This is a genomic window from Ensifer adhaerens (assembly GCF_002007205.1).
Classification (GTDB): Bacteria; Pseudomonadota; Alphaproteobacteria; order Rhizobiales; family Rhizobiaceae; genus Ensifer; species Ensifer adhaerens_D.
The window spans coordinates 221,636-245,449 of record NZ_LAZS01000010.1 but is presented as its reverse complement, the minus strand read 5'-3'; the positions used below and the strand labels follow the sequence as shown (position 1 = coordinate 245,449).

22 protein-coding genes are annotated in these 23,814 nt (G+C 63.4%); 14 read left to right on the top strand and 8 right to left on the bottom strand.

Annotated elements, in window-relative coordinates:
• Positions 1 to 23: 23 nt before the first annotated feature.
• Together XB14_RS23190 and XB14_RS33785 are read right to left on the bottom strand one after the other, a co-directional pair.
• Positions 24 to 920 (bottom strand): 2-dehydropantoate 2-reductase, encoded by an 897-nt coding sequence (locus XB14_RS23190; RefSeq protein ID WP_268802301.1) that lies wholly within the window; start codon positions 918 to 920, stop codon positions 24 to 26.
• Complete coding sequence (locus XB14_RS33785) at positions 866 to 1,093, bottom strand: ketopantoate reductase family protein (protein WP_268802300.1); 228 nt, start codon at positions 1,091 to 1,093, stop codon at positions 866 to 868. The genes XB14_RS23190 and XB14_RS33785 overlap by 55 nt, the downstream gene beginning before the upstream one ends.
• A gap of 188 nt (positions 1,094 to 1,281) precedes the next feature.
• On the opposite strand from XB14_RS33785, the gene phnC reads away from it, so the two are divergent.
• From phnC to XB14_RS23130, 12 genes are all read left to right on the top strand, one after another.
• Positions 1,282 to 2,124, top strand: coding sequence for a phosphonate ABC transporter ATP-binding protein (gene phnC / locus XB14_RS23185; protein ID WP_077964543.1), 843 nt, complete (start codon positions 1,282 to 1,284; stop codon positions 2,122 to 2,124).
• A gap of 83 nt (positions 2,125 to 2,207) precedes the next feature.
• The gene (phnD, locus tag XB14_RS23180; protein WP_077964541.1) at positions 2,208 to 3,113 is read left to right on the top strand and encodes a phosphonate ABC transporter substrate-binding protein; all 906 of its coding nucleotides are present in this window, start codon (positions 2,208 to 2,210) and stop codon (positions 3,111 to 3,113) included.
• A 161-nt stretch (positions 3,114 to 3,274) separates the two neighbouring features.
• A complete protein-coding gene (phnE, locus tag XB14_RS23175) occupies positions 3,275 to 4,237 on the top strand; it encodes a phosphonate ABC transporter, permease protein PhnE (protein WP_077964539.1) in 963 nt (320 codons plus the stop codon).
• A 9-nt stretch (positions 4,238 to 4,246) separates the two neighbouring features.
• Positions 4,247 to 5,761: a phosphonate ABC transporter, permease protein PhnE gene (phnE, locus tag XB14_RS23170; RefSeq protein ID WP_077964537.1), complete on the top strand. Its 1,515-nt coding sequence runs from the start codon at positions 4,247 to 4,249 to the stop codon at positions 5,759 to 5,761.
• 127 nt (positions 5,762 to 5,888) lie between these two features.
• On the top strand, positions 5,889 to 6,596 hold the full coding sequence (locus XB14_RS23165) for a DUF1045 domain-containing protein (protein ID WP_077964536.1): 708 nt from the start codon (positions 5,889 to 5,891) through the stop codon (positions 6,594 to 6,596).
• Between the two features lies 1 nt (position 6,597).
• The gene (locus tag XB14_RS23160; RefSeq protein ID WP_077964535.1) at positions 6,598 to 7,737 is read left to right on the top strand and encodes an alpha-D-ribose 1-methylphosphonate 5-triphosphate diphosphatase; all 1,140 of its coding nucleotides are present in this window, start codon (positions 6,598 to 6,600) and stop codon (positions 7,735 to 7,737) included.
• On the top strand, positions 7,734 to 8,318 hold the full coding sequence (gene phnN / locus XB14_RS23155; protein ID WP_077964534.1) for a phosphonate metabolism protein/1,5-bisphosphokinase (PRPP-forming) PhnN: 585 nt from the start codon (positions 7,734 to 7,736) through the stop codon (positions 8,316 to 8,318). Before XB14_RS23160 ends, phnN begins: the two co-directional genes overlap by 4 nt.
• Positions 8,319 to 8,618: 300 nt before the next feature.
• Complete coding sequence (gene hutI / locus XB14_RS23150) at positions 8,619 to 9,863, top strand: imidazolonepropionase (RefSeq protein WP_077964533.1); 1,245 nt, start codon at positions 8,619 to 8,621, stop codon at positions 9,861 to 9,863.
• Positions 9,860 to 11,395 carry a histidine ammonia-lyase gene (gene hutH, locus XB14_RS23145; protein ID WP_077964531.1) on the top strand — a complete coding sequence of 512 codons (1,536 nt, stop codon included), beginning with the start codon at positions 9,860 to 9,862 and terminating at the stop codon, positions 11,393 to 11,395. Before hutI ends, hutH begins: the two co-directional genes overlap by 4 nt.
• 1 nt (position 11,396) lies before the next feature.
• Positions 11,397 to 12,215 carry an N-formylglutamate deformylase gene (gene hutG, locus XB14_RS23140; RefSeq protein ID WP_077964529.1) on the top strand — a complete coding sequence of 273 codons (819 nt, stop codon included), beginning with the start codon at positions 11,397 to 11,399 and terminating at the stop codon, positions 12,213 to 12,215.
• Positions 12,212 to 13,891, top strand: coding sequence for a urocanate hydratase (hutU, locus tag XB14_RS23135; RefSeq protein ID WP_077964519.1), 1,680 nt, complete (start codon positions 12,212 to 12,214; stop codon positions 13,889 to 13,891). The genes hutG and hutU overlap by 4 nt, the downstream gene beginning before the upstream one ends.
• A gap of 225 nt (positions 13,892 to 14,116) precedes the next feature.
• Positions 14,117 to 14,797 carry a hypothetical protein gene (locus tag XB14_RS23130; RefSeq protein ID WP_077964517.1) on the top strand — a complete coding sequence of 227 codons (681 nt, stop codon included), beginning with the start codon at positions 14,117 to 14,119 and terminating at the stop codon, positions 14,795 to 14,797.
• Between the two features lie 5 nt (positions 14,798 to 14,802).
• Here XB14_RS23130 and XB14_RS23125 read toward each other — a convergent pair whose 3' ends face one another.
• The 6 genes from XB14_RS23125 to XB14_RS23100 all read right to left on the bottom strand — a co-directional run bounded on the left by XB14_RS23125 (position 14,803) and on the right by XB14_RS23100 (position 21,697).
• Positions 14,803 to 16,017, bottom strand: a complete 1,215-nt coding sequence (locus tag XB14_RS23125) for an MFS transporter (protein ID WP_077964515.1) — start codon at positions 16,015 to 16,017, stop codon at positions 14,803 to 14,805.
• Between the two features lie 182 nt (positions 16,018 to 16,199).
• Positions 16,200 to 17,642, bottom strand: coding sequence for a M81 family metallopeptidase (locus XB14_RS23120; protein WP_077964513.1), 1,443 nt, complete (start codon positions 17,640 to 17,642; stop codon positions 16,200 to 16,202).
• Between the two features lie 11 nt (positions 17,643 to 17,653).
• Positions 17,654 to 19,573, bottom strand: coding sequence for a beta-N-acetylhexosaminidase (locus tag XB14_RS23115; RefSeq protein WP_077964511.1), 1,920 nt, complete (start codon positions 19,571 to 19,573; stop codon positions 17,654 to 17,656).
• 24 nt (positions 19,574 to 19,597) lie between these two features.
• The gene (locus XB14_RS23110) at positions 19,598 to 20,374 is read right to left on the bottom strand and encodes an SDR family oxidoreductase (protein ID WP_077964509.1); all 777 of its coding nucleotides are present in this window, start codon (positions 20,372 to 20,374) and stop codon (positions 19,598 to 19,600) included.
• A 21-nt stretch (positions 20,375 to 20,395) separates the two neighbouring features.
• On the bottom strand, positions 20,396 to 21,259 hold the full coding sequence (locus XB14_RS23105) for a MurR/RpiR family transcriptional regulator (protein WP_077964506.1): 864 nt from the start codon (positions 21,257 to 21,259) through the stop codon (positions 20,396 to 20,398).
• Between the two features lie 48 nt (positions 21,260 to 21,307).
• Positions 21,308 to 21,697, bottom strand: coding sequence for a RidA family protein (locus tag XB14_RS23100; protein ID WP_077964811.1), 390 nt, complete (start codon positions 21,695 to 21,697; stop codon positions 21,308 to 21,310).
• A gap of 114 nt (positions 21,698 to 21,811) precedes the next feature.
• On the opposite strand from XB14_RS23100, the gene XB14_RS23095 reads away from it, so the two are divergent.
• Positions 21,812 to 22,303, top strand: a complete 492-nt coding sequence (locus tag XB14_RS23095; protein WP_077964505.1) for a hypothetical protein — start codon at positions 21,812 to 21,814, stop codon at positions 22,301 to 22,303.
• 30 nt (positions 22,304 to 22,333) lie between these two features.
• A complete protein-coding gene (locus XB14_RS23090; protein WP_077964504.1) occupies positions 22,334 to 23,803 on the top strand; it encodes a M81 family metallopeptidase in 1,470 nt (489 codons plus the stop codon).
• Positions 23,804 to 23,814 lie beyond the last annotated feature (11 nt).

Sequence of the window (23,814 nt, the reverse complement as noted above, 5' to 3'; positions counted from 1 at the left end):
GCGGCCCTTGGCCCGGCACCATGCTAGGATCCACGGCCATCCGCCTGAGCCTGGGGCGCGTCGGCGTCCGTCGCCGGCCTGGCAAGCCGTGCGGCGCGTTCAAGGTCATCAAGCAGCGCCTGAGCCTGCCACGCCTTCAGCCCGGATGCCGCAGCCTCCTTGACCAGCGTGCAAAGCCGTGCGTTCACGGGTGCCCTTCGGCCAAGTTTCGTCGCCAGCGCGACGACTTCGCCGTTGATCCAGTCGACCTCGGGGAACCGGCCGACCGCAAGATCGTCCGCCATCGAGGAACGCGCCGTCGCATCGATCTTCAGCATGCGGCTTGCGAGCAATCGGAACACGCCGTCCGGCAGATCGAGCACGGCCGGCAGCCAGCCTGGCGGAAGCGGCGTCAGGCGCGCGGGCCGAATGCGGCCCTCCAGTTCAAGCAACGAGAGCGCTTCCCGCTGGCCGAGCGCCAGGCATCGACGAAAGCCGCGCATGCCGAGCTGTTGGCGCAGAGGCAGCCCCGAGAGCGCATTGACCGCATTGTTGAGGTTCATCAGCAGCTTGGCCCACTGCACCGCCTCCATGTCACGGCGAAGCTGCAGCGGCAGGCCGGCGGCGCTGAAGAACGGTGCGATCAAAGCCATCGTCGGATCGTCGTCGACGGCGATGTCTCCTTCCGTCGCGCGATGCAGATGCGCCGGACCGGGCGTCGTGACGTTGAACGGTACCATGCCGCGCAGGATCTTGGCCGACGGCAGTAGCTGCTGCAGAGTTGCGGCGTTTCTGACGCCGTTCTGCAGGCTGAGAACCGGCGTGCCGGGCCCAAGAGACGGAGCGAGCTGGGTGGCGACCTCGGCCGTCTGGCCGGACTTGACGGTCAAGAGGATGACATCGCATGACCTGAGGGAAGAGATGGCATCGGAATAGACAATTCGCCCGGGCTCGACGAAGTCGTCGCGGCCGTCAAGATCAGCCGCAATCCATCCTTGAGCCAGGCCGCCCCGCGTGCTGCGCGGCCGACGAAGGTGACCTCCGCCTCGGTCGCCAACAGGCAACCGCCGACAAAGCCGCCGATCGCGCCCGCCCCCAGAACTCCAATCCTCATGCCGTGGGATCCTCTGCGACCAGCCCCGGGAACAACCTGCCAGCTTCTTGCCGCTATTTCCGTCAGCGGTCCGTCGAGCTGTGAACTGTAACAGAACTTACAACAAACTGACATTCCGCTTTCATGAAGCGCCGATATGGCAGGTGTCATACCGATGACCGGTCTCCCCGAAAGAGGACCTGCTAGACATGTTTCAGTTGAAGAATGTAACCCGCCAGTTCGGCAAGAAGACAGCCGTGAGTTCGGTTACCTTCGACATCCCCCAGGGCCAGATGGTCGGCGTGATCGGCCGTTCGGGCGCCGGCAAGTCAACCTTGCTGCGCATGATCAACCGCCTCGTCGACCCGTCCTCCGGCTCGATCGTCTTCGACGGCACGGAAGTCTCGTCGCTGCGCGGCGCAGCACTCCGCACCTGGCAGCGCGACTGCGCGATGATCTTCCAGCAGTTCAACCTGGTGCCCCGCCTCGACGTGCTCACCAACGTGCTGCTCGGGCGCCTCAACCACCGCTCGACGGTCTTGAGCATCCTCAACATGTTCACCCGCGAAGAGCGCATCATGGCGATCGGCGCACTTGAGCGCCTCGGCATTGAACAGACGGCGCTGCAGCCGGCCGGCACGCTTTCCGGCGGCCAGCAGCAGCGCGTCGCGATCGCCCGCGCGCTGATGCAGCAGCCGAAGGTTCTGCTCGCCGACGAGCCGATCGCCTCGCTCGACCCGCTGAACGCCAAGATCGTCATGGATGCCCTTCGCGACATCAACGAGCGCGACGGCATCACCGTCATCACCAACCTTCACACGCTCGACACCGCGCGCAACTATTGCGAACGCATCATCGGCATGGCGCATGGCCGCGTCGTCTTCGACGGCCAGCCCAAGGATCTGACGGCGGCAGCGGTCGCCGAGATCTACGGCGCCGATACGGGCATCGAGGAATCGATGACCTCCACCAGCATCAACATTCCGGCGGCAGTACCGCAGGAAGAAACGGCATCGGCCGGCCTCAAGCCGCTGGCACTGGCTGGCATCTGACGCCCGCCATGATCGAAAGCCCGCGTCAAGGGCACCTCTTTGAAACCGAATAGATCCGGCTGAGCCGGACACGGGAGAACCTTATGCTGAAGAAAGCTCTTCTGGGCGCCGTCGCGCTCCTCGCCCTCGTCGGCCACGCCCAGGCTGAAGACCTGAAGGAATTCCGCATCGGCATCCTCGGCGGCGAGAACGAAGCCGACCGCCTGCGCAACTTCCAGTGCCTCGTCGACAAGCTGCCGGCCGCCATCGGCGTCGAAAAGGTTTCGCTGTTCCCGGCTGCCGACTATGACGGCGTTATCCAGGGCCTGCTCGGTGGCACGCTCGACTACGCCGAACTCGGCGCTTCCGGCTACGCCAAGATCTACCTCGCCAAGGCTGACGCCGTCGAGCCGATCCTGACGACCGTTCAGACCGACGGTTCGACCGGCTACCACTCGATCATGGTTGCCCGCAAGGATTCCGGCATCACCAAGATCGAAGACCTGAAGGGCAAGAAGCTCGGCTTCGCCGACCCGGATTCGACCTCGGGCTACCTCGTCCCGCTCGTCACGCTGCCGGAAGCAATCGGCGCCCCGGTCAAGGAATTCTTCGGTGAAACCGGCTTCGGCGGCGGTCACGAAAACCTCGTCCTCGAAGTCGTCAAGGGCACGTTTGATGCCGGCACGACCTTCGGTTCGGGCGTCGGCGAGTTCAAGGACGGCTACACCTCCGGCAACCTGAAGAAGATGGTCGACAAGGGCATCCTCGACATGAACGACCTGGTCGAACTCTGGAAGTCGCCGCTGATCCCGAACGGCCCGATCGTCGTGCGCACCACGATGAACGACGACATGAAGGCGAAGTTCAAGCAGTTCATGGTCGACCTGCCGAAGACCGACGCCGCTTGCTTCTCGGCCATCCAGGGCGGTGACTTCACTGGCTACACCGAAGTCAACGCCGACTTCTACAAGCCGATCATCGACGCCCGCAAGGCGACGATCGGCGGCTGATAGCGCGCATATCTCGGGAACGCTGGCCGCTCAAACGGCCAGCGTTTCACTGTTTGAAGGGGTGCTCGACACCACCGCATTGTTTTCACGCATCTCCTGATGAAAGCCACCTCGGGCCTTTCCTGGAAATGTTAGAGAGGCCGGCGCGAGCCGGAACGATCATGGCCACTTCCCTGCTCCCGCGGCAACTGAGCGACAACGGCGCCGTCATCGAGCGTCACTGGCAGGAACTCAGTTCCCGTCGCAGGCTCTATTCCTGGCTCGGCTTCGGCATTCTGTTCCTGGCGCTCTCGGGCTCGCTGTGGTTCGCCAACGATTCCAACGCCGGCAAGTTCTTCGACCGCCTGCCGCACTTCTTCGATTTCGTCGGAGACCTCGCCCCGCGCGACGGGCTTGAAATCTTCCGCGCCATGTTCGACCTGCCCTCGCCCTATGACGACGGCAGCTTCAAGTACAACTATCCCGAAGGTCGGTTGTATCTGACCGAGAGCTTCTACATTCCCGAATACGTGCACAAGATGCTGGAGACCGTGAACATCGCGATCTTCTCCACCGTCATCGGCACGGCCTTGGGCTTCGTTCTCTGCTTCCTCGCCGCGCGCAACCTGATGCCCAATCCCTGGATCCGCGGTCTCGTTCGCCGCGTGATGGAAATCCTGCGCGCCTTTCCGGAAGTGGTCATCGCCGGCTTTTTCCTCGCCATCCTCTCGCTCGGCCCCATTCCGGCGATCGCGGCGGTTTCGATCCACACGATCGGTGCGCTCGGCAAGCTCTTCTACGAAGTGGTCGAAAACGCCGACATGAAGCCCGACGAGGGCCTGCGTGCCGCCGGCGGCAACTGGATCGAGCGCGTCTGGTTCGGCATGGTGCCGCAGGTGCTGCCCAACTTCACCAGCTACTTCCTTCTCCGCCTCGAAATCAACGTGCGCGCCTCCACGATCATCGGCGCCGTCGGTGGCGGCGGCATTGGCGAACTCCTGCGCCTGTCGATCGGCCAGGGCCATCAGGCAAAGACGCTTGCGATCGTCATCCTGCTGTTTGCGACCATTTTCGCCGTCGACCAGTTTTCCGCCTGGCTTCGCCGCCGCCTCGTCGGCGAGCAGGCCTTCCAGCTTGCCCAGTAGGTGCGCGCCATGACCACGACACGATTGAACCCGATGGAAATGGACGCGATCGCGAGCCGCCATCCCGAACTCCTGAAATCCTCGACCTCCAAGCGCGTACGCACCGCAGCGATCGCCGGCGGCGTTGTCGTCTACCTCATCTTCAGCTGGTGGTTCTTCTCGATCGGCCAGGTGCTCGGCAATGCCAACTGGGGCATTGCCGGCACCTATCTCGCCGACTGGGTTTCCTATGAGGTGCGCCCGGAAATCCACGTCGCCCCCGACCGGACGATGAGCCTCAACTATCAGCGCAATTCGCCGCTCGGCCACAACCCGAACCCGGACTGGGTCGAGCTCGACAAGGAAACGGTGACGCGAAAGGTCGAGATTCCGGCGTCGACCACGCAGGCCGCCAAGCCGAAGGCGAGCTCGTCCTTCAGCTTCATGACGCCGGGTTCGGCGCTCGGCGCCACCGCAACGGCTGAAGCCGAAGCGCGTGTAGAGACCCGAACGGAAGAAGTCCTGACGCGCGTCGTCGTCACCTATGACCACTCGACCCGGATCGAGATCGCCGATGGTCTGGTCAGGGCGACCCATGGTGGCGACACGCTCGTCATGGCCGTCGATGGCGCCGAAACGGTGTCGCCGCAGGGTGCGCTGCCCACCTGGGCGACGCAGAAGCGGCCCGGCGAAAAGATTGTGCTTGCCTTCGGCGCCACCGGCTGGGCCGAGGTCGAAGGCGACGAGGTCTCGGTTCGCAACCGCTTCTTCGGCTGGGCGAATTTCCTCTTCGACACGAACTCGCCCTTCTTCGGCAAAAGCTATGGCGAGGTCGTCTCGCTCATCACGTCCGACGAACGTCTCGATCCGAAGCGCTCGAACCTGTCGCTTGCCTGGAACAACATCCTCTACAACGCCGAATGGCAGCACCTGGACGTCTGGACGAAGCTGCTGCAGACCGTCGTCATGGCCTTCGTCGGCACGCTCTTCGCGTCGCTGATCGCCTTTCCGCTCTGCTTCCTCGCCGCCCGCAACATCACGCCAAGCTTCATGACCAATCAGCTGGTCAAGCGCTTCTTCGACTTCCTGCGGTCGGTCGACATGTTCATCTGGGCGCTGTTTTTCACCCGCGCCTTCGGCCCCGGACCGCTTGCCGGTATCTCGGCGATCTTCTTCACCGACACCGGCACGCTCGGAAAGCTCTATTCCGAGGCGCTGGAAAACATCGACGACAAGCAGCGCGAGGGTGTGAAGTCGGTGGGCGCCGCACCACTTGCCGTCCAGCGCTTCGGCGTGCTGCCGCAGGTGCTGCCGGTCTTTGCCAGCCAGGCGCTCTATTTCTGGGAATCGAACACCCGCTCGGCAACGATCATCGGCGCGGTCGGCGCCGGCGGCATCGGCCTCAAGCTCTGGGAAGCGATGCGCACCAACTCCGATTGGGAAAATGTCGCCTATATGGTGCTTCTGATCTTGCTGGTTGTCTTCATTTTCGACAGCATCTCGAACGCGTGCCGTTCACGCCTGATGGGCAGCAAGGCGCATTGACAACAGCCGTGCAAAAACGCTCCCGCCATCATGATGTTGTCATGGAAATCGGCTAGCTGCGCATCGCATCCCGCAAACAATCGACCCGCTGCCCTGGCGGGCCGGTCGCTACAAGAAAGTGAAGACCGTGCGTTATGCAATCTACTTCGCGCCGCCGGCGGACGACCGGCTGTCGCAGGTCGCCTCCCGTTGGCTCGGCCGTGATGCCTTTACCGGCGAGCACCTCGATCCCCCTGAGATCGCAGGTCTCGACAAGGGGCTGCAGCACGCCCTGACCGCCGACCCACGGCGCTACGGTTTCCACGGAACGCTGAAGGCGCCGTTCGAGCTGGCGGAAGGCCGGAGCGAGGAAGAGCTTCTCAGCATCTTCGAGTGCTTTGCTGCCGACCTCGATCCGTTCGAAATCCCTGAGATCGTTCTGCACCAGCTCGGTCCATTCTTCGCGCTCGTGCCCTCCGCACCCTCCGACGAGTTGCAGGATCTCGCCGAAGACGCGGTTCATCGCTTCGACCCTTTCCGCGCCCCGCTGTCCGACGCGGATTTTGCCCGCCGCAAGCCGGAGGCTTTGCCGGAGCGCCAGAGGCGCTATCTCAGGGAATGGGGCTACCCTTACGTTTTCGAAGAGTTTCAGTTCCACCTGACCTTGACCGGCCCGGTGCCCGCTGAAACCAGCGGCGTCATGCGTACCGCGCTCGAAACCACCTTTGCAGAGCATGTCGGCAAGCCGCTTCACGTTACGTCAGTCGCGCTCTTCGTCGAGCCTGAGCGCGGCGCCCCCTTTACTGTCCGCTCCCTGCTGCCGCTCGGCAGCGACACCCAACGAAAGATTGCATGAGATGAGCAAAGAACAGGTTTTGACCAACGCCCGCATCGTCCTCGAGGATAGCATCCTCGACGGCTCGGTGCTGATCCGCGACGGCAAGATTGCCGATATCTCCGAGGGCACGGTCGCCAACGGCGAGGACTTCGAAGGCGACTATCTGATCCCAGGCCTCATCGAGCTGCACACCGATCACCTCGAAGCCCACTACTCGCCGCGTCCGGGCGTGCGCTGGCTGAAGATCGCGGCGATCCAGGCGCATGATGCGCAGGTCGTAACCTCCGGCATCACCACGGTCTTCGACTGCCTGCGCCTTGGTTCCGACGAGGACGGCGGCTTCCAGAAGGGCGAGATGCGCAGCATGGCCGACGCGCTGGCGCAGGCCAAGGAAGAGGGTCGCCTGCGCGCCGACCATCTGATCCACCTGCGCTGCGAAGTCTCGACCTCCGACGTTCTCGATCACTACGACGACTTCCGCAACGACCCGCAGGTCAAGCTGGTGTCGCTGATGGATCATGCGCCGGGTCAGCGTCAGTTCCAGACGATGGACCAGTACACGCTCTATTACAAATCCAAGCGCGGCCTCTCGGACGCCGAGTTCGCCCGCTTCGTCGAACGCCAGCAGGCGCTTTCGGCGAAGTACGCCGGCCCGCATCGCACAGCACTCGCCGAGGCCTGTGCGGCACGCGGCATCACGATCGCCAGCCATGACGACGCGACCGTCGACCACGTCGAGGAGTCGATCGGCTTCGGCATCAAGCTTGCCGAGTTCCCGACAAGCTTCGAAGCGGCCGAAGCCTCGCATCGGGCGGGCCTCAGCGTGCTGATGGGCGCGCCGAACATCGTGCGCGGCAAGTCGCACTCCGGCAACATCGCCGCCCGCGACCTCGCCGAGCGCGGCGTGCTCGACGTGCTGTCGTCGGACTACGTGCCCTTCAGCCTGATCCACGCCCCCTTCGTCCTCTCCGACGAACTCGACGCCATCGACCTGCCGAAGGCGATCGCCATGGTGACCTCGACGCCGGCGCGTACCGTCGGCCTTGATGACCGCGGCCGCGTTGCCGTCGGACTGCGCGCCGATATCGCCCGCGTTCATCGCAGGCAAGGCATCCCGGTCGTGCGCTCCGTCTGGCGCGAAGGACGGCGTGTCGCATGAGTGCGAACGAACAGGGCGGCGCGCTCGTCGTCGTCGTCGGACCGAGTGGTGCCGGCAAGGACAGCGTCATGGGCTTTGCGGCCCGGCACTTTGCCGATTGTCACGACGTGCATTTCGTCCGCCGTGTCATCACCCGCCCGTCGGATGCCGGCAGCGAAGTGCATGAAAGCGTGTCGGAGGACGAGTTCGTCGATATGCAGAAGGACGGCGCTTTCGCCGTTTTTTGGGATGCGCACGGACTGAAATACGGCATTCCCTCTGCCGTCCTGCACCATGTCAGGAGCGGAATGACGGCAATCGTCAATGGCAGCCGCGGCGCCCTGCCGGCGTTCCGGGACGCCTTCGGCGACATCGCCGTCGTCGTCATCACCGCCGAGACGCCGGTACTCGCAAAGCGGCTCGCCGAGCGTGGTCGCGAGAGCGAGGAAGAGGTGTTGCGGCGTCTCAACCGCCAGGTGCCGGATATCACTTCCGGCCCCGACGTCAGCGTGATCGACAACAGCGGCCGGCTGGATGTTGCCGGAAATCGCTTCGTCGAGGTGGTTGAACGGTTGCGCATCAAGGCGGATCACGCGGTTTAACGTGAGCCGATTTCGCGGCCCGACGGGGCCTCGAGTCGTGCGCACTTCGCGATCTCCTTTCCAACGATACATGCAAGGCTCCGAACCCCCAGGGTTCGGAGCCTTTTCTTTTTGCGTGTCAGCAAGACGAAAAGCGGGTGAGAAAACTCCGGCGATATCAGCGTTCTACCGCCATATCCTCAGACACCTGCTCCGGCTTCGGCGAACCCCAACGCCCTTTCCTTTTCCGCAGGCTCCATAAATTTCCTCTTGTGAAGCGGATTAATATGTATATACATTATATCCAGTGGAGGCGACTTTATGAACGAACTCTCGACCCGCAGGCCGGCGTCCGGCATCTGGCGCAACGTGCGCCTCGTGACACTTGGCGAAACCGTTGAAGGTCTTGGCCTCGTCGAGGAGGCGGCCGTTGCGGTCGTCGATGGGCGTATTGCCTATGCGGGACCGGAGCGTCACCTGCCCGCCGACCTCGCACGCGGCCTCGAAGCGACCGACTGCCGGGGCCGCGTGATGACGCCGGCCCTCATCGACTGCCACACCCATCTCGTTCATGGCGGCAACCGCGCCCGCGAATTTCAGATGCGGCTCGAAGGCGCCACCTATGAAGAGATCGCCCGGGCCGGTGGCGGCATCGTTTCCTCGGTGAAGGCCACCAATGCGCTGACCGTCGACCAGCTCGTCGAATCCGCCCTGCCGCGGCTCGATACGCTTCTTTCCGAGGGCGTTTCGACCGTCGAAATCAAATCCGGCTACGGGCTGAACATCACGGCCGAACTCAACATGCTACGCGCAGCCCGCAAGCTGGAAACGCTGCGCCCGGTGCGTGTCGTCACCAGCTATCTCGCTGCCCACGCAACGCCTGCGGACTACAAGGGCCGCAACGGCGACTACATCACCGACGTCGTACTGCCTGGCCTCGATGCCGCGCATGCCGAAGGGCTGGTCGATGCTGTCGACGGCTTCTGCGAGGGCATCGCGTTCTCGATCGCCGAAATCGCCCGTGTCTTCGACCGTGCCAAGGCACTCGGCCTGCCGGTGAAGCTGCATGCCGAGCAGCTTTCCAACCTCGGAGGTGCCAAGCTCGCCGCATCCTATGGTGCGCTCTCGGCCGACCACCTGGAGTATCTCGACGCCGAAGGCGCCGCAGCGCTTGCCACGGCTGGTACCGTCGCAGTGCTTTTGCCCGGCGCCTTCTATGCACTGCGCGAAGAGCGCCTGCCGCCGGTCCAGGCGCTGCGCGACGCCGGTGCGCGCATCGCGATCGCCACCGACTGCAACCCCGGCACCTCGCCGCTGACCTCGCTGCTTCTTACGATGAACATGTCGGCGACGTTCTTCCGGCTGACGGTTGCCGAATGCCTTGCCGGCGCGACGCGCGAAGCCGCCAGGGCGCTCGGCCTTCTTGCCGAGAGCGGCACGATCGAGGTCGGCAAGTCGGCCGACCTCGCGCTTTGGAACATCGAAGACCCGGCCGAACTCGTCTACCGCATCGGCTTCAATCCGCTTCATGAACGCATCTTCAAAGGGCAAAGGACCGGTCAATGACCATCATTCTTCACCCGGGCTCCGTGCCCCTTCGCGATCTCGAAACCATCTACTGGACCGGAGAGCCGGCCCGCCTTGACCCGTCCTTCGACTCCGGCATCAACAAGGCTGCGGCCCGCATCGCCGAGATCGTCGCCGGCAATGCGCCGGTCTACGGCATCAACACCGGCTTCGGCAAACTCGCCTCGATCAAGATCGACAGCGCCGATGTCGCGACGCTGCAGCGTAACCTGATCCTGTCGCATTGCTGCGGCGTCGGCGAACCGCTCGCCGAAAACGTCGTGCGTCTCATCCTGTCGCTGAAGCTCGTTTCGCTCGGCCGCGGCGCCTCCGGCGTCCGTATCGAACTCGTGCGGCTGATCGAAGCCATGCTCGAAAAGGGCGTTGTCCCGGTCATCCCCGAAAAGGGTTCGGTCGGCGCCTCCGGTGATCTCGCCCCGCTTGCCCATATGGCGGCAGTGATGATGGGTCATGGCGAAGCCTTCTTCGAAGGACGCCGCATGTCCGGCGCCGAAGCGCTCGCAGCCGCCGGCCTGACGCCGGTGGTGCTGGCCGCCAAGGAAGGCCTGGCACTGATCAACGGCACCCAGACCTCGACGGCGCTGGCGCTTGCCGGGCTCTTCCGCACCCATCGCGCCGCACAGGCAGCACTCATCACCGGCGCCATGTCGACCGATGCGGCGATGGGCTCGTCCGCACCCTTCCATCCGGATATCCACACGCTGCGCGGCCATCGCGGCCAGATCGATGCGGCCGCGGCTCTCCGCGCTCTGCTTGCCGGCTCCGCGATCCGCGAAAGCCATATCGAAGGCGACGAGCGCGTGCAGGATCCCTATTGCATCCGCTGCCAGCCGCAGGTCGACGGCGCCTGCCTCGACCTGCTGCGCTCGGTCGCCCGCGTGCTTGAAACCGAAGCCAACGCCGTCACCGACAACCCGCTGGTTCTTTCGGACAACTCGGTCGTTTCCGGCGGCAACTTCCACGCCGAGCCGGTTGCCTTTGCCGCCGACCAGATTGCCCTCGCCGTCTGTGAAATCGGCGCGATCTCGCAGCGCCGCATCGCGCTGCTCGTCGACCCGGCCCTTTCCTACGGCCTGCCGGCCTTCCTTGCCAAGAAGCCCGGCCTCAACTCCGGCCTGATGATCGCCGAAGTCACCTCGGCGGCGCTGATGTCGGAAAACAAGCAGCTCTCGCATCCGGCCTCGGTCGACTCGACACCGACCTCGGCCAACCAGGAAGACCACGTTTCCATGGCCTGCCATGGCGCGCGCCGCCTGCTGTTGATGACCGAGAACCTGTTCTCGATCGTCGGTATCGAAGCGCTGACCGCCGTCCAGGGCGTCGAATTCCGCGCGCCGCTGGCGACGAGCCCCGAACTGCAGAAAGCCGCTGCCGCCCTTCGCGCCGTTTCACCGACGATCGAAGAAGACCGCTACCTGGCCAACGACCTCAAGGCTGCTGGCGATCTTATCGCCTCTGGCCGGCTGAACGCCGCGGTCTCCGCCGGCATCCTGCCAAGCCTGGAGGCCTGAAATGGCGGCCTTCGAAGTCAGACAAGGCAACTCGCCGGTCATCCTCGGATTTCCGCATACCGGCACTGACGTGCCGGCTGCGATCTGGGACCGGCTGAACGACAACGGCCGGATTCTCGCCGATACCGACTGGCACATCCATCAGCTCTATGATGGCCTGCTGCCGGAGGTGACCGTCGTTCGCGCCACCTTCCACCGCTACGTGATCGACGCCAATCGCGATCCCGCCGGCGTCAGCCTCTACCCCGGCCAGAACACCACCGGATTGATCCCGGAAACGGATTTCGATGGCAAGCCGATCTGGAAGGATGGCGAGGCGCCAACCGAGGCCGATATCGCCGAACGCCTCCAGGCGTTCCACGCGCCCTATCATGCGGCGCTTGCCGCCGAGATCGAGCGGGTCAAGGCGATCCACGGCGTCGTCGTGCTCTACGACTGCCATTCGATCCGCTCGCACATCCCGTTCCTGTTCGAAGGCAAGCTGCCAGATCTGAACATCGGCACCGATATGGGCAAGACTTGCGCTCCGGAGATCGAAAAGGCGACAGAAGAAATCGCATCTGCCGCAAAGGGTTACACCAGCATTCTCAATGGTCGCTTCAAGGGAGGCTGGACCACCCGCCACTACGGCCGCCCGGAAACCGGCGTTCACGCGATCCAGATGGAACTGGCGCAATCGACCCATCTTGCCGCCGAGGAGCCGCCTTTTGCGCTCGACGCCGCACGGTCCGCCCTTTTGCGGGAACCGCTGAAAGCCATTCTGAACCGCATCGAAACCATCGCATTTGACCTCAAGAGACAGACAGGGAGCGAGGCATGACCACCAACAATCCGCGCCACAACATTCGCGACGTGCGCGCCCCCCAGGGCACGACGCTCAATGCCAAGAGCTGGCTGACCGAAGCGCCGCTGCGCATGCTGATGAACAATCTGGACCCGAACGTCGCGGAAAACCCGCACGAGCTGGTCGTCTATGGCGGTATCGGCCGTGCAGCCCGCACCTGGGCCGATTTCGACAAGATCGTCGAGACCCTCAAGGATCTCAACGACGACGAGACGCTGATGGTCCAGTCCGGCAAGCCGGTCGGCGTCTTCCGCACCCACAAGGACGCGCCGCGCGTTCTCATCGCCAACTCCAACCTCGTGCCGCACTGGGCGACCTGGGACCACTTCAACGAGCTGGATAAGAAGGGTCTCGCCATGTACGGCCAGATGACCGCCGGCTCCTGGATCTATATCGGCACGCAGGGCATCGTTCAGGGCACCTACGAAACCTTCGTGGAAGCCGGCCGCCAGCACTATGGCGACAACCTCAAGGGCAAATGGGTTCTGACCGGCGGCCTCGGCGGCATGGGCGGCGCCCAGCCGCTCGCAGCCGTCATGGCCGGCGCCTCGTGCCTTGCCGTCGAGTGCAACCCGGACTCGATCGATTTCCGCCTGCGCACCCGCTACCTCGACGAGAAGGCCGAGACGTTGGACGAGGCGATGGAGCTGATCGCCCGCTGGACGAAGAACGGCGAAGCCAAGTCCGTCGGCCTGCTCGGCAACACTGCCGAGATCCTGCCGGAAATGGTCCGCCGCGGCATCCGCCCCGACATGGTCACCGACCAGACCTCGGCGCACGACCCGGTCAACGGCTACCTGCCGAAGGGCTGGACGATGGGCCAGTGGAAGGAAAAGCGCATCAGCGATCCGAAGGCTGTCGAAAAGGCTGCCCGCGCCTCGATGCGCGACCATGTCGAAGCGATGATCGCCTTCCAGGACATGGGCATTCCGACCTTCGACTACGGCAACAACATCCGCCAGATGGCCAAGGAAGAAGGCCTCGAAAACGCCTTCGCTTTCCCGGGTTTCGTGCCGGCCTATATCCGTCCGCTCTTCTGCCGCGGCGTCGGTCCGTTCCGCTGGGCGGCTCTCTCGGGCGATCCGGAAGACATCTACAAGACCGATGCCAAGGTCAAGGAACTGCTGCCCGACAACAAGCACCTGCACAAATGGCTGGACATGGCGCGCGAGCGCATCTCCTTCCAAGGCCTGCCGGCACGCATCTGCTGGGTTGGTCTCGGCGACCGTCACCGCCTCGGCCTCGCCTTCAACGAGATGGTCAAGAACGGTGAACTGAAGGCCCCGGTCGTCATCGGCCGCGACCACCTCGACTCCGGCTCGGTCGCCTCGCCGAACCGCGAAACCGAAGCGATGAAGGATGGCTCGGACGCCGTTTCCGACTGGCCGCTTCTGAACGCGCTGCTCAACACCGCATCCGGCGCCACCTGGGTGTCGCTGCACCATGGCGGCGGCGTCGGCATGGGCTTCTCGCAGCATTCGGGCGTCGTCATCTGCGCCGACGGTACCGATGATGCGGCCAAGCGCCTGGAGCGCGTGCTCTGGAACGACCCGGCAACCGGCGTCATGCGCCATGCCGACGCGGGCTACGACATTGCGCTCGATTGCGCCAAGGACAAGGGCCTGCGCCTGCCGGGCATTCTCGGCAACTGATACACTCTCGACTGACATACGCAACGGACACACTCATTGGGGCGCCGAAAGGCGCCCCAATCACTTTTTGATGAGCCAGCACCAGAACCGCGTCTTCGTTACTTCGGCGCCTTGCAGCCTTTGATAGCAATGCTAGAAAAATTGAGATGTCATGGCATTGCTGACGACGCGTTGCAGAAGATCCCTTTTCGCTCAAGCGAGCGCTGATTTTTATGAGAAGGCTTCATGGGTAAGGGCAGAAACAAGAGAAGAACCATCAGACATTTTGTATTGACCGCGGGGGTCCTTGCGAGCGTCTTTATCGCTTCGTCTTCAGCGGCACAGAACACAAGCTTCCTCGGCCCTGTCCGCAATGGAGAGCGACAATTCACGGCCTTCCCCGAGTATATCGGCGTGGGAATGAGCCAGGGGGAGACCGGGAAGAGGGATGTGGTCTTTTCGACAATTCAGATGCTCGCCATCACGGCTGGCATTGAGGTCAGGACGCAACCGGGCCTTGGAAAAAATACGATCGGCGTAATCTTTAGAAAAGACGCCATTCAAAATGGCCAGGTCGACCTTGAGAAAATTGATAGTTTCGGTTTCGACCCATACTACAAGAGGCTACTGAACGACACCGCAGCAACCGGCGCGGGCAACTGCGCCTCTGCCGTGAATTTCTCCGCGAATGGACTTTTCGACAGAGCTGTCGTCGTTGCAAATAGCGATGTTCCCGACCAGGAATTGGCGACCTGCGTGGCGCAGGCCCAGGCGCATGCGTTCGGGATCGGCACCTTCAACTCCAGCAAAGCCGATTTCTCTCGTTTTATCGCGAGGATCATGATCCTCACCGATCAGAAGAAGAGGTGCCTGCAAGACAACCTCACAAGCGTAACCTGCAAATTCGTCGATGAGCCCTGGGACTAGCAGGGTCAGCGGCGGGCCTTCCTGCCGGCTCTGTCGCCGTCCAGCACCAGCAGCAGCACCAGCCCGGCGAACCCACCCAGGCCGCCGAGCAACGCCGTGCCCGAGTAATCGCTGATCCGGGTGCCGAGCGCGAAGAGGCCTGCGCAAAGGCCGCCGCTCAGGAAAAGGTTCACGGCGATCAGCGAGCTTCCGAGCCCCGGCCGGTCGGCGATCAGGTCCTGAAGATAGCTGATCGGGATCGTAATCAACGCCGCCGCGCCAAAGGCACTGATCAGGGTGAGCGCATAAATCTGCCAGGTCGCCGTCGAGAAGCCGAGCAGCACCATGTAGCCGATATAGATGGCTGATCCGAGCGCCAGCGCCTTGAACGGGACGAGGCTCAACTGGATGCGCGCCCAGACGAAGATGAAGACGACTTCGAGGAAGGCGACGATGCCGACGATGATGCCGATGTCGGTGACGCTGCCGCCAATCTCATCGGTCATGATCAAAGGCAGCACGGCGGCATTGACGTGGAGCGACGACGTGATGGTCGCAACGGCGATGACACGCAGGAAGATCCCTGGCGCCAGGATCTCGCGAAAGGACGTCCAGTAGGAAAGCCGCTTGCCGAGCGAGGCGTCAGCCCCGCCTTCGTTCGGCAATCTGAAATAGACGATCAGCAGATTGGCGAGGCAACCGAGGCAGGCAAGCAGGTAGGCCGGCAGCATGCTCTCGCCGCCCGCCAGCGCGAAGCCGACCAGTCCGGGCACCAGAACCCAGGATACGGAAATGGCCGCGCGGGCGCCCGTCGTCAGCGACGCAGCGTCATGGCCGCTCATCCGCCGGGCGATGCTACGCACATTGGCAAAAAGCAGCGTGTAGAGCGCGCCATAGATCGGCAGCAGCAACAGGACGCTGATGACGAAACTCGCCTGATACGGCAGGACATAGACGATGCCGTAACCGACGACACCGAACAGGATCGCCGTCGACATCAGCACCCGGTAGTTGCCGACACGATCGGCCAGGATGCCGATCGAAACACTGACGACGACATTGACCGTTGAGGCAAGAAGGATCAGCAGCGAGTAGACCGCGTCGCTGAGACCCAGTTCGTTGATGCCGACGACGGACTGATAGGGCGACGTGGCCGCACCGGCGAAGCCGAACAGGAAGATTGCCAGCATGCTGATCCGCATGGCCGGGTTGCGCATGGCGCTGAGAAGAGTGGAAGTCATGCCAGAACGTGTCCGCGAAGCGGGTGGAGGATGTCGCACAATCGCTTAAATTGTGATCGATTTAAGGACAGAGTATGCGGAGGGCTGAGGTGGTGCAGCAGCCTATGCGCGTCGGAAAACGCATGGTGCTTCGGGAGAAGAGCCTACCCGAAACTCGGGTAGGAAAACGTGGAAATAGAGCCTTAACCGCTGCTCGACCAGCGTGCCGAGAAGCGGGCTGAGGGCTCGAAGGCAAAGTCCTGATCAAACGGGTAGGCCGGCCGCTGACGGCGCAGGCTCGCGAGCCCCCGGATGTCCTGGTTGACGACACCTTCGGTCAGCGCCATCAGATTGGGATTGGCGATCGGCGCCAGCTCAGGTGACAGATAACCCGACTTGACGACGAGCAGCCGAACGGTCTCGGGGTCGAGGCCGAGGCGGCGGAAGTCCTCGATATTGTGGTAGGGCCTGCGGCGCGCGGCAATGACGATATCGATGGCGCCGACGCGCACCACCACCTGCCGTTCCCTCTCGGAGCCCGGATCATCCAGCCTGACGACATCGACCAGCATCTCAGCGCGTGGGCTTGCCGGATCGAGGCTTCCGCCGATCTTCAACATCAGCGTTTGCCCGGCGCCGGCGGCAAAACAGGCTTCGACCGCCGGCCCGTCGGTGATGCCGGCGATCAGGGCACCCCGCCAGCCGCGGGCGAGCAAGGCCTTCAGCACATCGGCACGGTCGCCGACGCCGCCGCCTGTCGGGTTATCACCGGAGTCCGCAAGGATGATCGGCGTCGTCGTTGCCCGCTCGGCGATATCCAGCATCTCGTCGAGCGGACCGGTGACGGGACCGAAGCGGAAGTTGCGGCGCTCAGCCCAGTAAGCGGCGGCAATCTCCTCCGCCGCCTGTTTGGCCGCGTCCCTGTCGGTGGCCGTTACGACCGCACAGGCGGTCGCCCGTGGCTCGTCGGCCCAGACGTAACCGACCATCAGGTTGGCATCGAGAATGCCCGGCCGTTTGTCGATCTCAGGCAGTTGCGTGTAAAGCGACTTCGCCGGCTCGTCCTCGGTCGAGGTGCATTCGCCGGGAAGAAGCACGGGAACCGGCGCCCAGGCGATGCCCGGACGCGTCCCGTCTTTCAGCGCCGAGACGAGCATCGACCAAGCGCGGGTCATGGTTTCCGGCGTATCGATATGCGGCGCAGTGCGATAGGCGGCGAAGATGTCGAGCTGGTCGATGATCCTCTGGCTGACATTGCCGTGCAGGTCGTAGCTGGCGGCGATCGGGCAGTCGGGGCCGACGACGGCGCGGGCCGACGAAATCCAGTCGCCTTCGGCATCGTCCATGCCATCGACCTTGATGGCGCCATGCATGGCGAGATAGAGGCCATCGATCGGCAGGGCTTCACGAAGCAAGGTCAGAAACTCCGCCTTGAATGCATCGAAGGTCGCACGAGATACGGGACCGCCGGGAACCGCGCGCGCGTGCAACAGAGGAAGATGCTCGACGCCTTCGGCCTTCATGAAGCTGAAGTAGTCTGCGTCCAGCAGCGTTTGCCCTCGCAGCACCCGAAAATCCTCCTGCGTCATCAGGACGGGCGAGTAGGTGCTGCATTCGGTGTGGATGCCACCAACGGCGATGCGCATGGGCTTTCCTCTTAGAGATTGGGGCTGAGCGGCGCGATGGCCGCGAACCGCAGCCAGTCCTTCGCCGCCTTCGGCGTCCATGCAGCTTCGGCGATCGCCGGAAGCCGCGGGAAGACCAGACGGTTGAAATAGCCGCGTGAAAGATAGTGTTCAGACCAGATGCAAGCCTGGACGCCCCTGAGGCGCGGCTTCAGCTCCTCGGGGAATTCGCCCTCGGCCTCGTAACCATAGGTGTGGGCGGGTGTCGCCGTACCGGCCCAGCTTGCGCCCGGCTCCTGCCAGGCATCGGCCTGCGCCATGTCGAGGTAATAGGCCTGCCCGGGCGTCATCACCACGTCATAGCCTTCGTGCGCGAGCTCGATCCCGACCTCCGGCCGCTCCCAGGCCATCAGCAGCGTATCTTCGGCCGATACGCCGCCGCCATGCGCCACCTCGTTCCAGCCTGCAAGCTTGCGGCCGCGCGCCGTCAGCATCGTCTTCACGCGCCTCAGGAAGTAGGATTGCAGCGCGAAGGTTCCGGAAATGCCTTCCTGCTCCATCAGCTTCTTGGCAAGCGGCGAAGCGAGCCAGGAACCGTTCGCCACCTCGTCGCCACCGATGTGGAGGTACTTGCTCGGGAAGAGCTCGACCATCTCGTCGAACACCTTCTCGAGGAACTCGTAAGTGAAGGCGACGGCCGGATTGAGCGCATTGTTCGGATAGCCCTGCACCGAATGATAACTCTCCGGCGCTTCCTGGCCATCGGTCAGGTCCGGCAGCGCCACCAAGGTCGCCGTGCTATGGCCAGGGATATCGATCTCCGGCACGACATCGACATGCAGCGCCGTCGCCTGAGCGACGATCGCCCTCACGTCCGCTTGGCTGTAGAAGCCGCCGACCGGCTCAGCGCCGTTACCGAGCTGCGGCAAAAGCGGTTCATCCGGACCGCGCAAGACCCCAAGCGTGGTCAGCTGCGGATAGGCCTTGATCTCCAGCCGCCAGGCCTCATCGTCCGTCAGGTGCCAGTGGAAGACGTTGAGCTTGAACCAGGCGAGAATATCGATCAGCCGCGCCACATCCGACGTCGGGTAGAACTGGCGCGAAACGTCGAGATGGCAACCGCGCCAGCTATAACGCGGCGCATCCGAAATTGAGCCGCTCGCCGGAAAGCGGAACTTTTCCGGATGGTTGCGTGCCCCATCCAGAAGCTGGGCTAGACTGGTCAAACCATATTGCCGACCTGCGCTGCCGCCAAAGCTGAGCCGGATTTCGGTCTCAGAGAAGTCGAGCCGATAGGCTTCAGCCTTAAGACCAGCGTCGGCGGTAAAGACAATCGCCCGCCCCTGCTTCGAGGCCGCCAGGCTGAAGGGGGCGTGGCCCGCAGGGAACAGCCGATGGTACATCGCCAGAACCGTATCGATGGCTGCGACATCGTCCTTGCCGCTGCCGGCAGCAGGATAGAGAACGACCGGAAAACCGTCTCCGGGGCGAAGGTCGAGCGCTGCCGGCCAGGGCTGCAACGAGTAGGGCTGGTCGAGCTTGCCTTCCGGCAGCCGCACCGGCGGCGGCTCACTGATGGCATTTTCAAGCAACAGATCGGAGACAGCGACCGGCACGTGCCGGCCGTCGGCAAGCGTCAGATAGGCGGACTTGGCACCGTCGGTGCAGTGGCGCGCGTTGCGATGCAGGCCGCTGACGGTAAAGGTCCAGCTCCCGCCGTTTTCGATCGTCAGTCCGGCCGGCGGCGCGAATTCGTGAAAGTTGGCATTGCGGCGCAGGAACACAGCGTTGTCGCAGGCCTTGGGATCGATGACGCGCGTCAGCGAGGTATAGACGATCCTGAAGTCGGAGACCGATGCACCGGAGAGATTGAGCAGCGTGAAGGTAAACCGACCGAACGGCCCGCCATCCGGCTGCCAGGACGCCTCGAGACGATAGGAAACCGGGTGCATGCTCTTCCTCCAGAATGCTCTATGTCAGTAGTGGCTTGATTGCGAAAACGTGCGGGCGAGCTCCGCCTGGCCGGCGGTCAGGCCGCAATCGACAGGCAGGCAGACGCCCGAGATGGCGGCCGCCAGCGGGCCTGCCAGAAAATGCACCGCATTGGCGACGTCATCGGGATTGACGATGCGCTGCAGCGGATACCAGCGGCGCGCCTCCTCGAAGACGTCAGGGTTTGACGCCGCCCTCGCCTCCCAGGCCTGGGTGCGCACCGTGCCGGGCGCAACCGCGTTCGAGCGAATGCCGAACTTGCCGTATTCCACGGCGATGAGCCTTGTCAGATGTAGGAGGCCGGCCTTGGCAGCGCTATAGGCCGGATGGCCGAAGACGTTCATGCCGTTGACCGAGGCGATGTTGACGACCGACCCGCGGGTCTCTTTCAGCATGTCCTCGACGGCGCGGAAGGTGAGGAAGGCTGCCTCGAGGTTCAGCGCATTGTCCATGCGCCAGATCTCCGGCGTCGTGTCGTGCAGGCTGACGGCGCGGGCAGCACCAGCATTGTTGACGAGCGTGCGGACCGCACCCTTCTCCTTTGCCGCCGCGGCCATGGCCGCAACGCTTTCCACGTCGGTCACGTCGCAGGCCGCAGCGACGAAGCGCCGGTCGTCGCCAAGCGCCCGCGCCGCCCGTTCGGCAGCGTCAGCGTCGATGTCGACGAGGAAGATCACGTCGTGATCGTCGGAAAGCTTGCGCGCGATGGCACGGCCGATATCGCCGGCTGCACCGGTTACGATCGCGAGGGATTGTGTCATGCGCTGACCTTTCGCGGCACGTCAGTCTCCGAGCAGCTGGCGGTCGTCACCGTCGCGGTGCGTTACCAACTGCTGCTTGATGCGCCGAAGTGTGGCCGTCGCCTGTGGCTGAACCCGGTAGGCGACGAGACTGGAGAGGATATCGAGCAGCGCCAGATAGGCGATGCGGGTGGAGGTGGGACGGTAGATATTGTTGCCCTCGGGCAAATCGACCGGAACGGTGATGCTGGCCGCGGCCGCAACCGGGCTGCCGCTCTGCGTCAGCGCGATGGTCGGCACCTTCAGTTCGCGTGCGAGCGTGAAGGCGCGCACCAATTCGGCGTTGCGGCCGGAAAACGATGAGCCGATCAGCACGTCGCTCGGCCGGGCCGCCGCCGTCATCATCAGTTGCATGCTGTGATCCGAGCTCGAGGTGATGCGCAGGCCGAAGCGAAAGAGCCGGTTTTGAAGTTCGCCGGCGATCATCGACGAATTGCCGCCGGAACCAAAGGCGTAGATCATTTCCGCTGAGGCGATCCGCTCGACCGCCTGTTCGATCGCCGCGAGATCGAGCGAGCGATGCAGAAGAAACAGTGCGTTCTGCGACTTGGTGATGATGTCCTGGGCGACGTCGCCGGTCTCGCGGCTCTTCGGCTCGGGCTTCAGGTAGCGCATGCCGATATAGGCGGTACGCGCAAGCTGCACCTTGAAGTCGGAGAAGCTGTCGCAGCCGAGCCTGCGACAGAAGCGGGTGACAGTCGGCGGCGAAACGTCCGCCTTACCGGCGAGCTCAATGATGGAGGCGTTTACCGCGAACTCGAAGTCGTTCAGGAGAATGTCAGCAATGCGGTTTTCCGACTGGGAGAGCCGCCCTTTTTCTTCCTGCAGTGTCGCGAAGATGTCCATCGCCCGCTTAAGCCTTGCTTCGGATCACGAATGGGACCCGCCCTAAGATCAGCTTTCCTTCGGCTTGTAGGCGACGCAGTCGATCTCGACCTTGCAATCGACCATCATCGACGACTGGACGCAGGCCCGCGCCGGCGGATGCGCACCGAAATACTCCTGATAGATCTTGTTGAAAGTCCAGAAATCCCTGGGATCGTCGATCCACACGCCGCAGCGAACCACATGCTCCGGACCGTAGCCGGCTTCCGTCAGGATGGCCAGCACATTGGCGATCGTCTTGTGGGTCTGGGGGATGATCCCGCCCTCGATAATCTCGCCGTTTTCCATGGCTACCTGACCGGAGACATAGAGCCAACCGCCCGCCTCGACGGCGCGCGCAAAGGGCAAAGGTTTGCCGCCAGCGCCGACCTGTTCCGCACCATAGCGCTTGATCGTCATCATGAGCCTTCTTGCAAATTATTTTCTTTGATCGTTGACAAGTGACCATAGAAAGCTGAATTTGGCTAGCGAAAAACACCATTCATGAAAAGAATTTCAATCCAGGGCGCGAATATGCGGGATCCTTTCCTCAATCCATTCCCCTCTTCCGATGCTGCACGCCACTCGATCTGGGAGATGCTGGTCTCCCGCGATATCACTGCCTTCCTGGCAGCCGACTGGTCGATGGTGTCAGACGATTTCGTCGAGGAAAGCTTCATCGGCATCGATGGCCGCCGCGAAACCAATCCGGACAATTGGCGGCTGACATTCCCGTCGCTTGCCGCCTATCGCGACGAGTGGCTGCGCCAGGCGAAGGATTTCGCGACGCAAAGTTTCGCCGAAGACCCGCGCGCCGCGATCTTTACGACCACTACGCTCGAGGACATCGAGATCAACGGCGACCAGGCGCTGGCACGCAAGAAGTTCGACGGCAACCTGAAGAAGTCGGACGGCAGCGTCGACATCCTGAAATGGCAGACCGTCTACTACTGCCGCCTGCATGAGGGACGCTGGAAGATCGCCGGCTTCACCGGTTACCTGCCGAACCCGATGGGCCCGGCTTGAGCGCGACGCAACATTAAAAAGGCAACAGCATTGCGGATCTTCACGGCGGCGCTCGCGACCGAAACCAATACGTTCTCACCGATCTGCATCGATCGTCGCGCCTTCGAGGCATCGCTCTACGCTCCGCCGGGAGAGCATCCGGAGACGCCGACGCTTTGCACCGCACCGATTACGGTCGGCCGGCGCGTCTGCGCTGAGAAAGGCTGGGAGCTGATCGAAGGAACCGCGACCTGGGCGGATCCCGCGGGCCTTGTCAATCGCGAGACCTATGAGGGTCTGCGCGACGAGATCCTCGACCAGTTGCGCGCTGCCATGCCCGTCGACGCCGTGGTGCTCGGCCTGCACGGCGCGATGGTCGCCGACGGCTACGAGGACCCCGAGGGCGACCTGCTGACGCGCGTGCGCGACATCGTCGGCCCCGATATCCTCGTCTGCGCCGAGCTCGATCCCCATAGCCACCTGACAGCCAAGCGCGCCGCCGCATCGAACTTCTTCGTCTATTTCAAGGAATTCCCGCATACCGACTTCGTCGATCGCGCCGAAGATCTCTGGCGCATCGCCGTCGATACCCTCGAAGGACGCGTCACGCCCGTCATGTCGATCTTCGACTGCCGGATGATCGACGTCTACCCGACCTCGCGTGATCCGATGCGCTCCTTCGTCGACAAGCTCATGCGCATCGAGAAGGAAGATGCGGACGTGCTTTCGCTCTCGGTTATCCACGGCTTCATGGCCGGCGACGTCCCGGAAATGGGAACGAAGCTGCTCGCCGTCACCAATGGCAAGCCGGAAAAGGGCGCGAGCCTTGCCCGGGAACTGGGTCTCGAGCTCTTCTCCAACCGCGGCAACTTCATCATGCCGCAGATCGACGAGAAGCAGGCGGTCGACGAGGCGCTCGCCGCGAAAAAGGGGCCTGTCGTCATCGCCGATGTCTGGGACAATCCGGGCGGCGGCACGGCCGGCGATGCGACGGTCCTGCTCGAAGAACTGCTCGCACGCGGCGCAACCGACGTCGCGGTCGGCACGATCTGGGATCCGATGGCCGTGCAGATCTGCATGGCGGCCGGAGAAGGCGCCGAGATCCCGTTGCGTTTCGGCGCCAAGTCGGCGCCCGGAACCGGAAACCCGGTCGACGGCACGGTCAAGGTGGTCAAGCTCTTGCGCGACGCCGAGATGCGCTTCGGTGAGAGTTTTGCACCCTTCGGAGATGCGGCGCATATCCACTTCAGCGGCATCGACATCATCCTAAACTCGACCCGCGCGCAAAGCTTCGACCCGAGCCTGTTTTCGGTGATGGGTATCGACCCGACGCAAAAGAAGATCCTGGTCATCAAGTCGACCAATCATTTCTACGCGTCGTTCTCGAAGATCGCGTCCGAGATCCTCTATTGCTCGGCCGGCACCCCCTACCCCAACAATCCGGCAAAGACCGACTACAAACGCGCGCCGAAGAACATCTGGCCGAAGGTCGACAACCCGCACGGAACGGGTGTGGCCTGACGGTCTGCGAG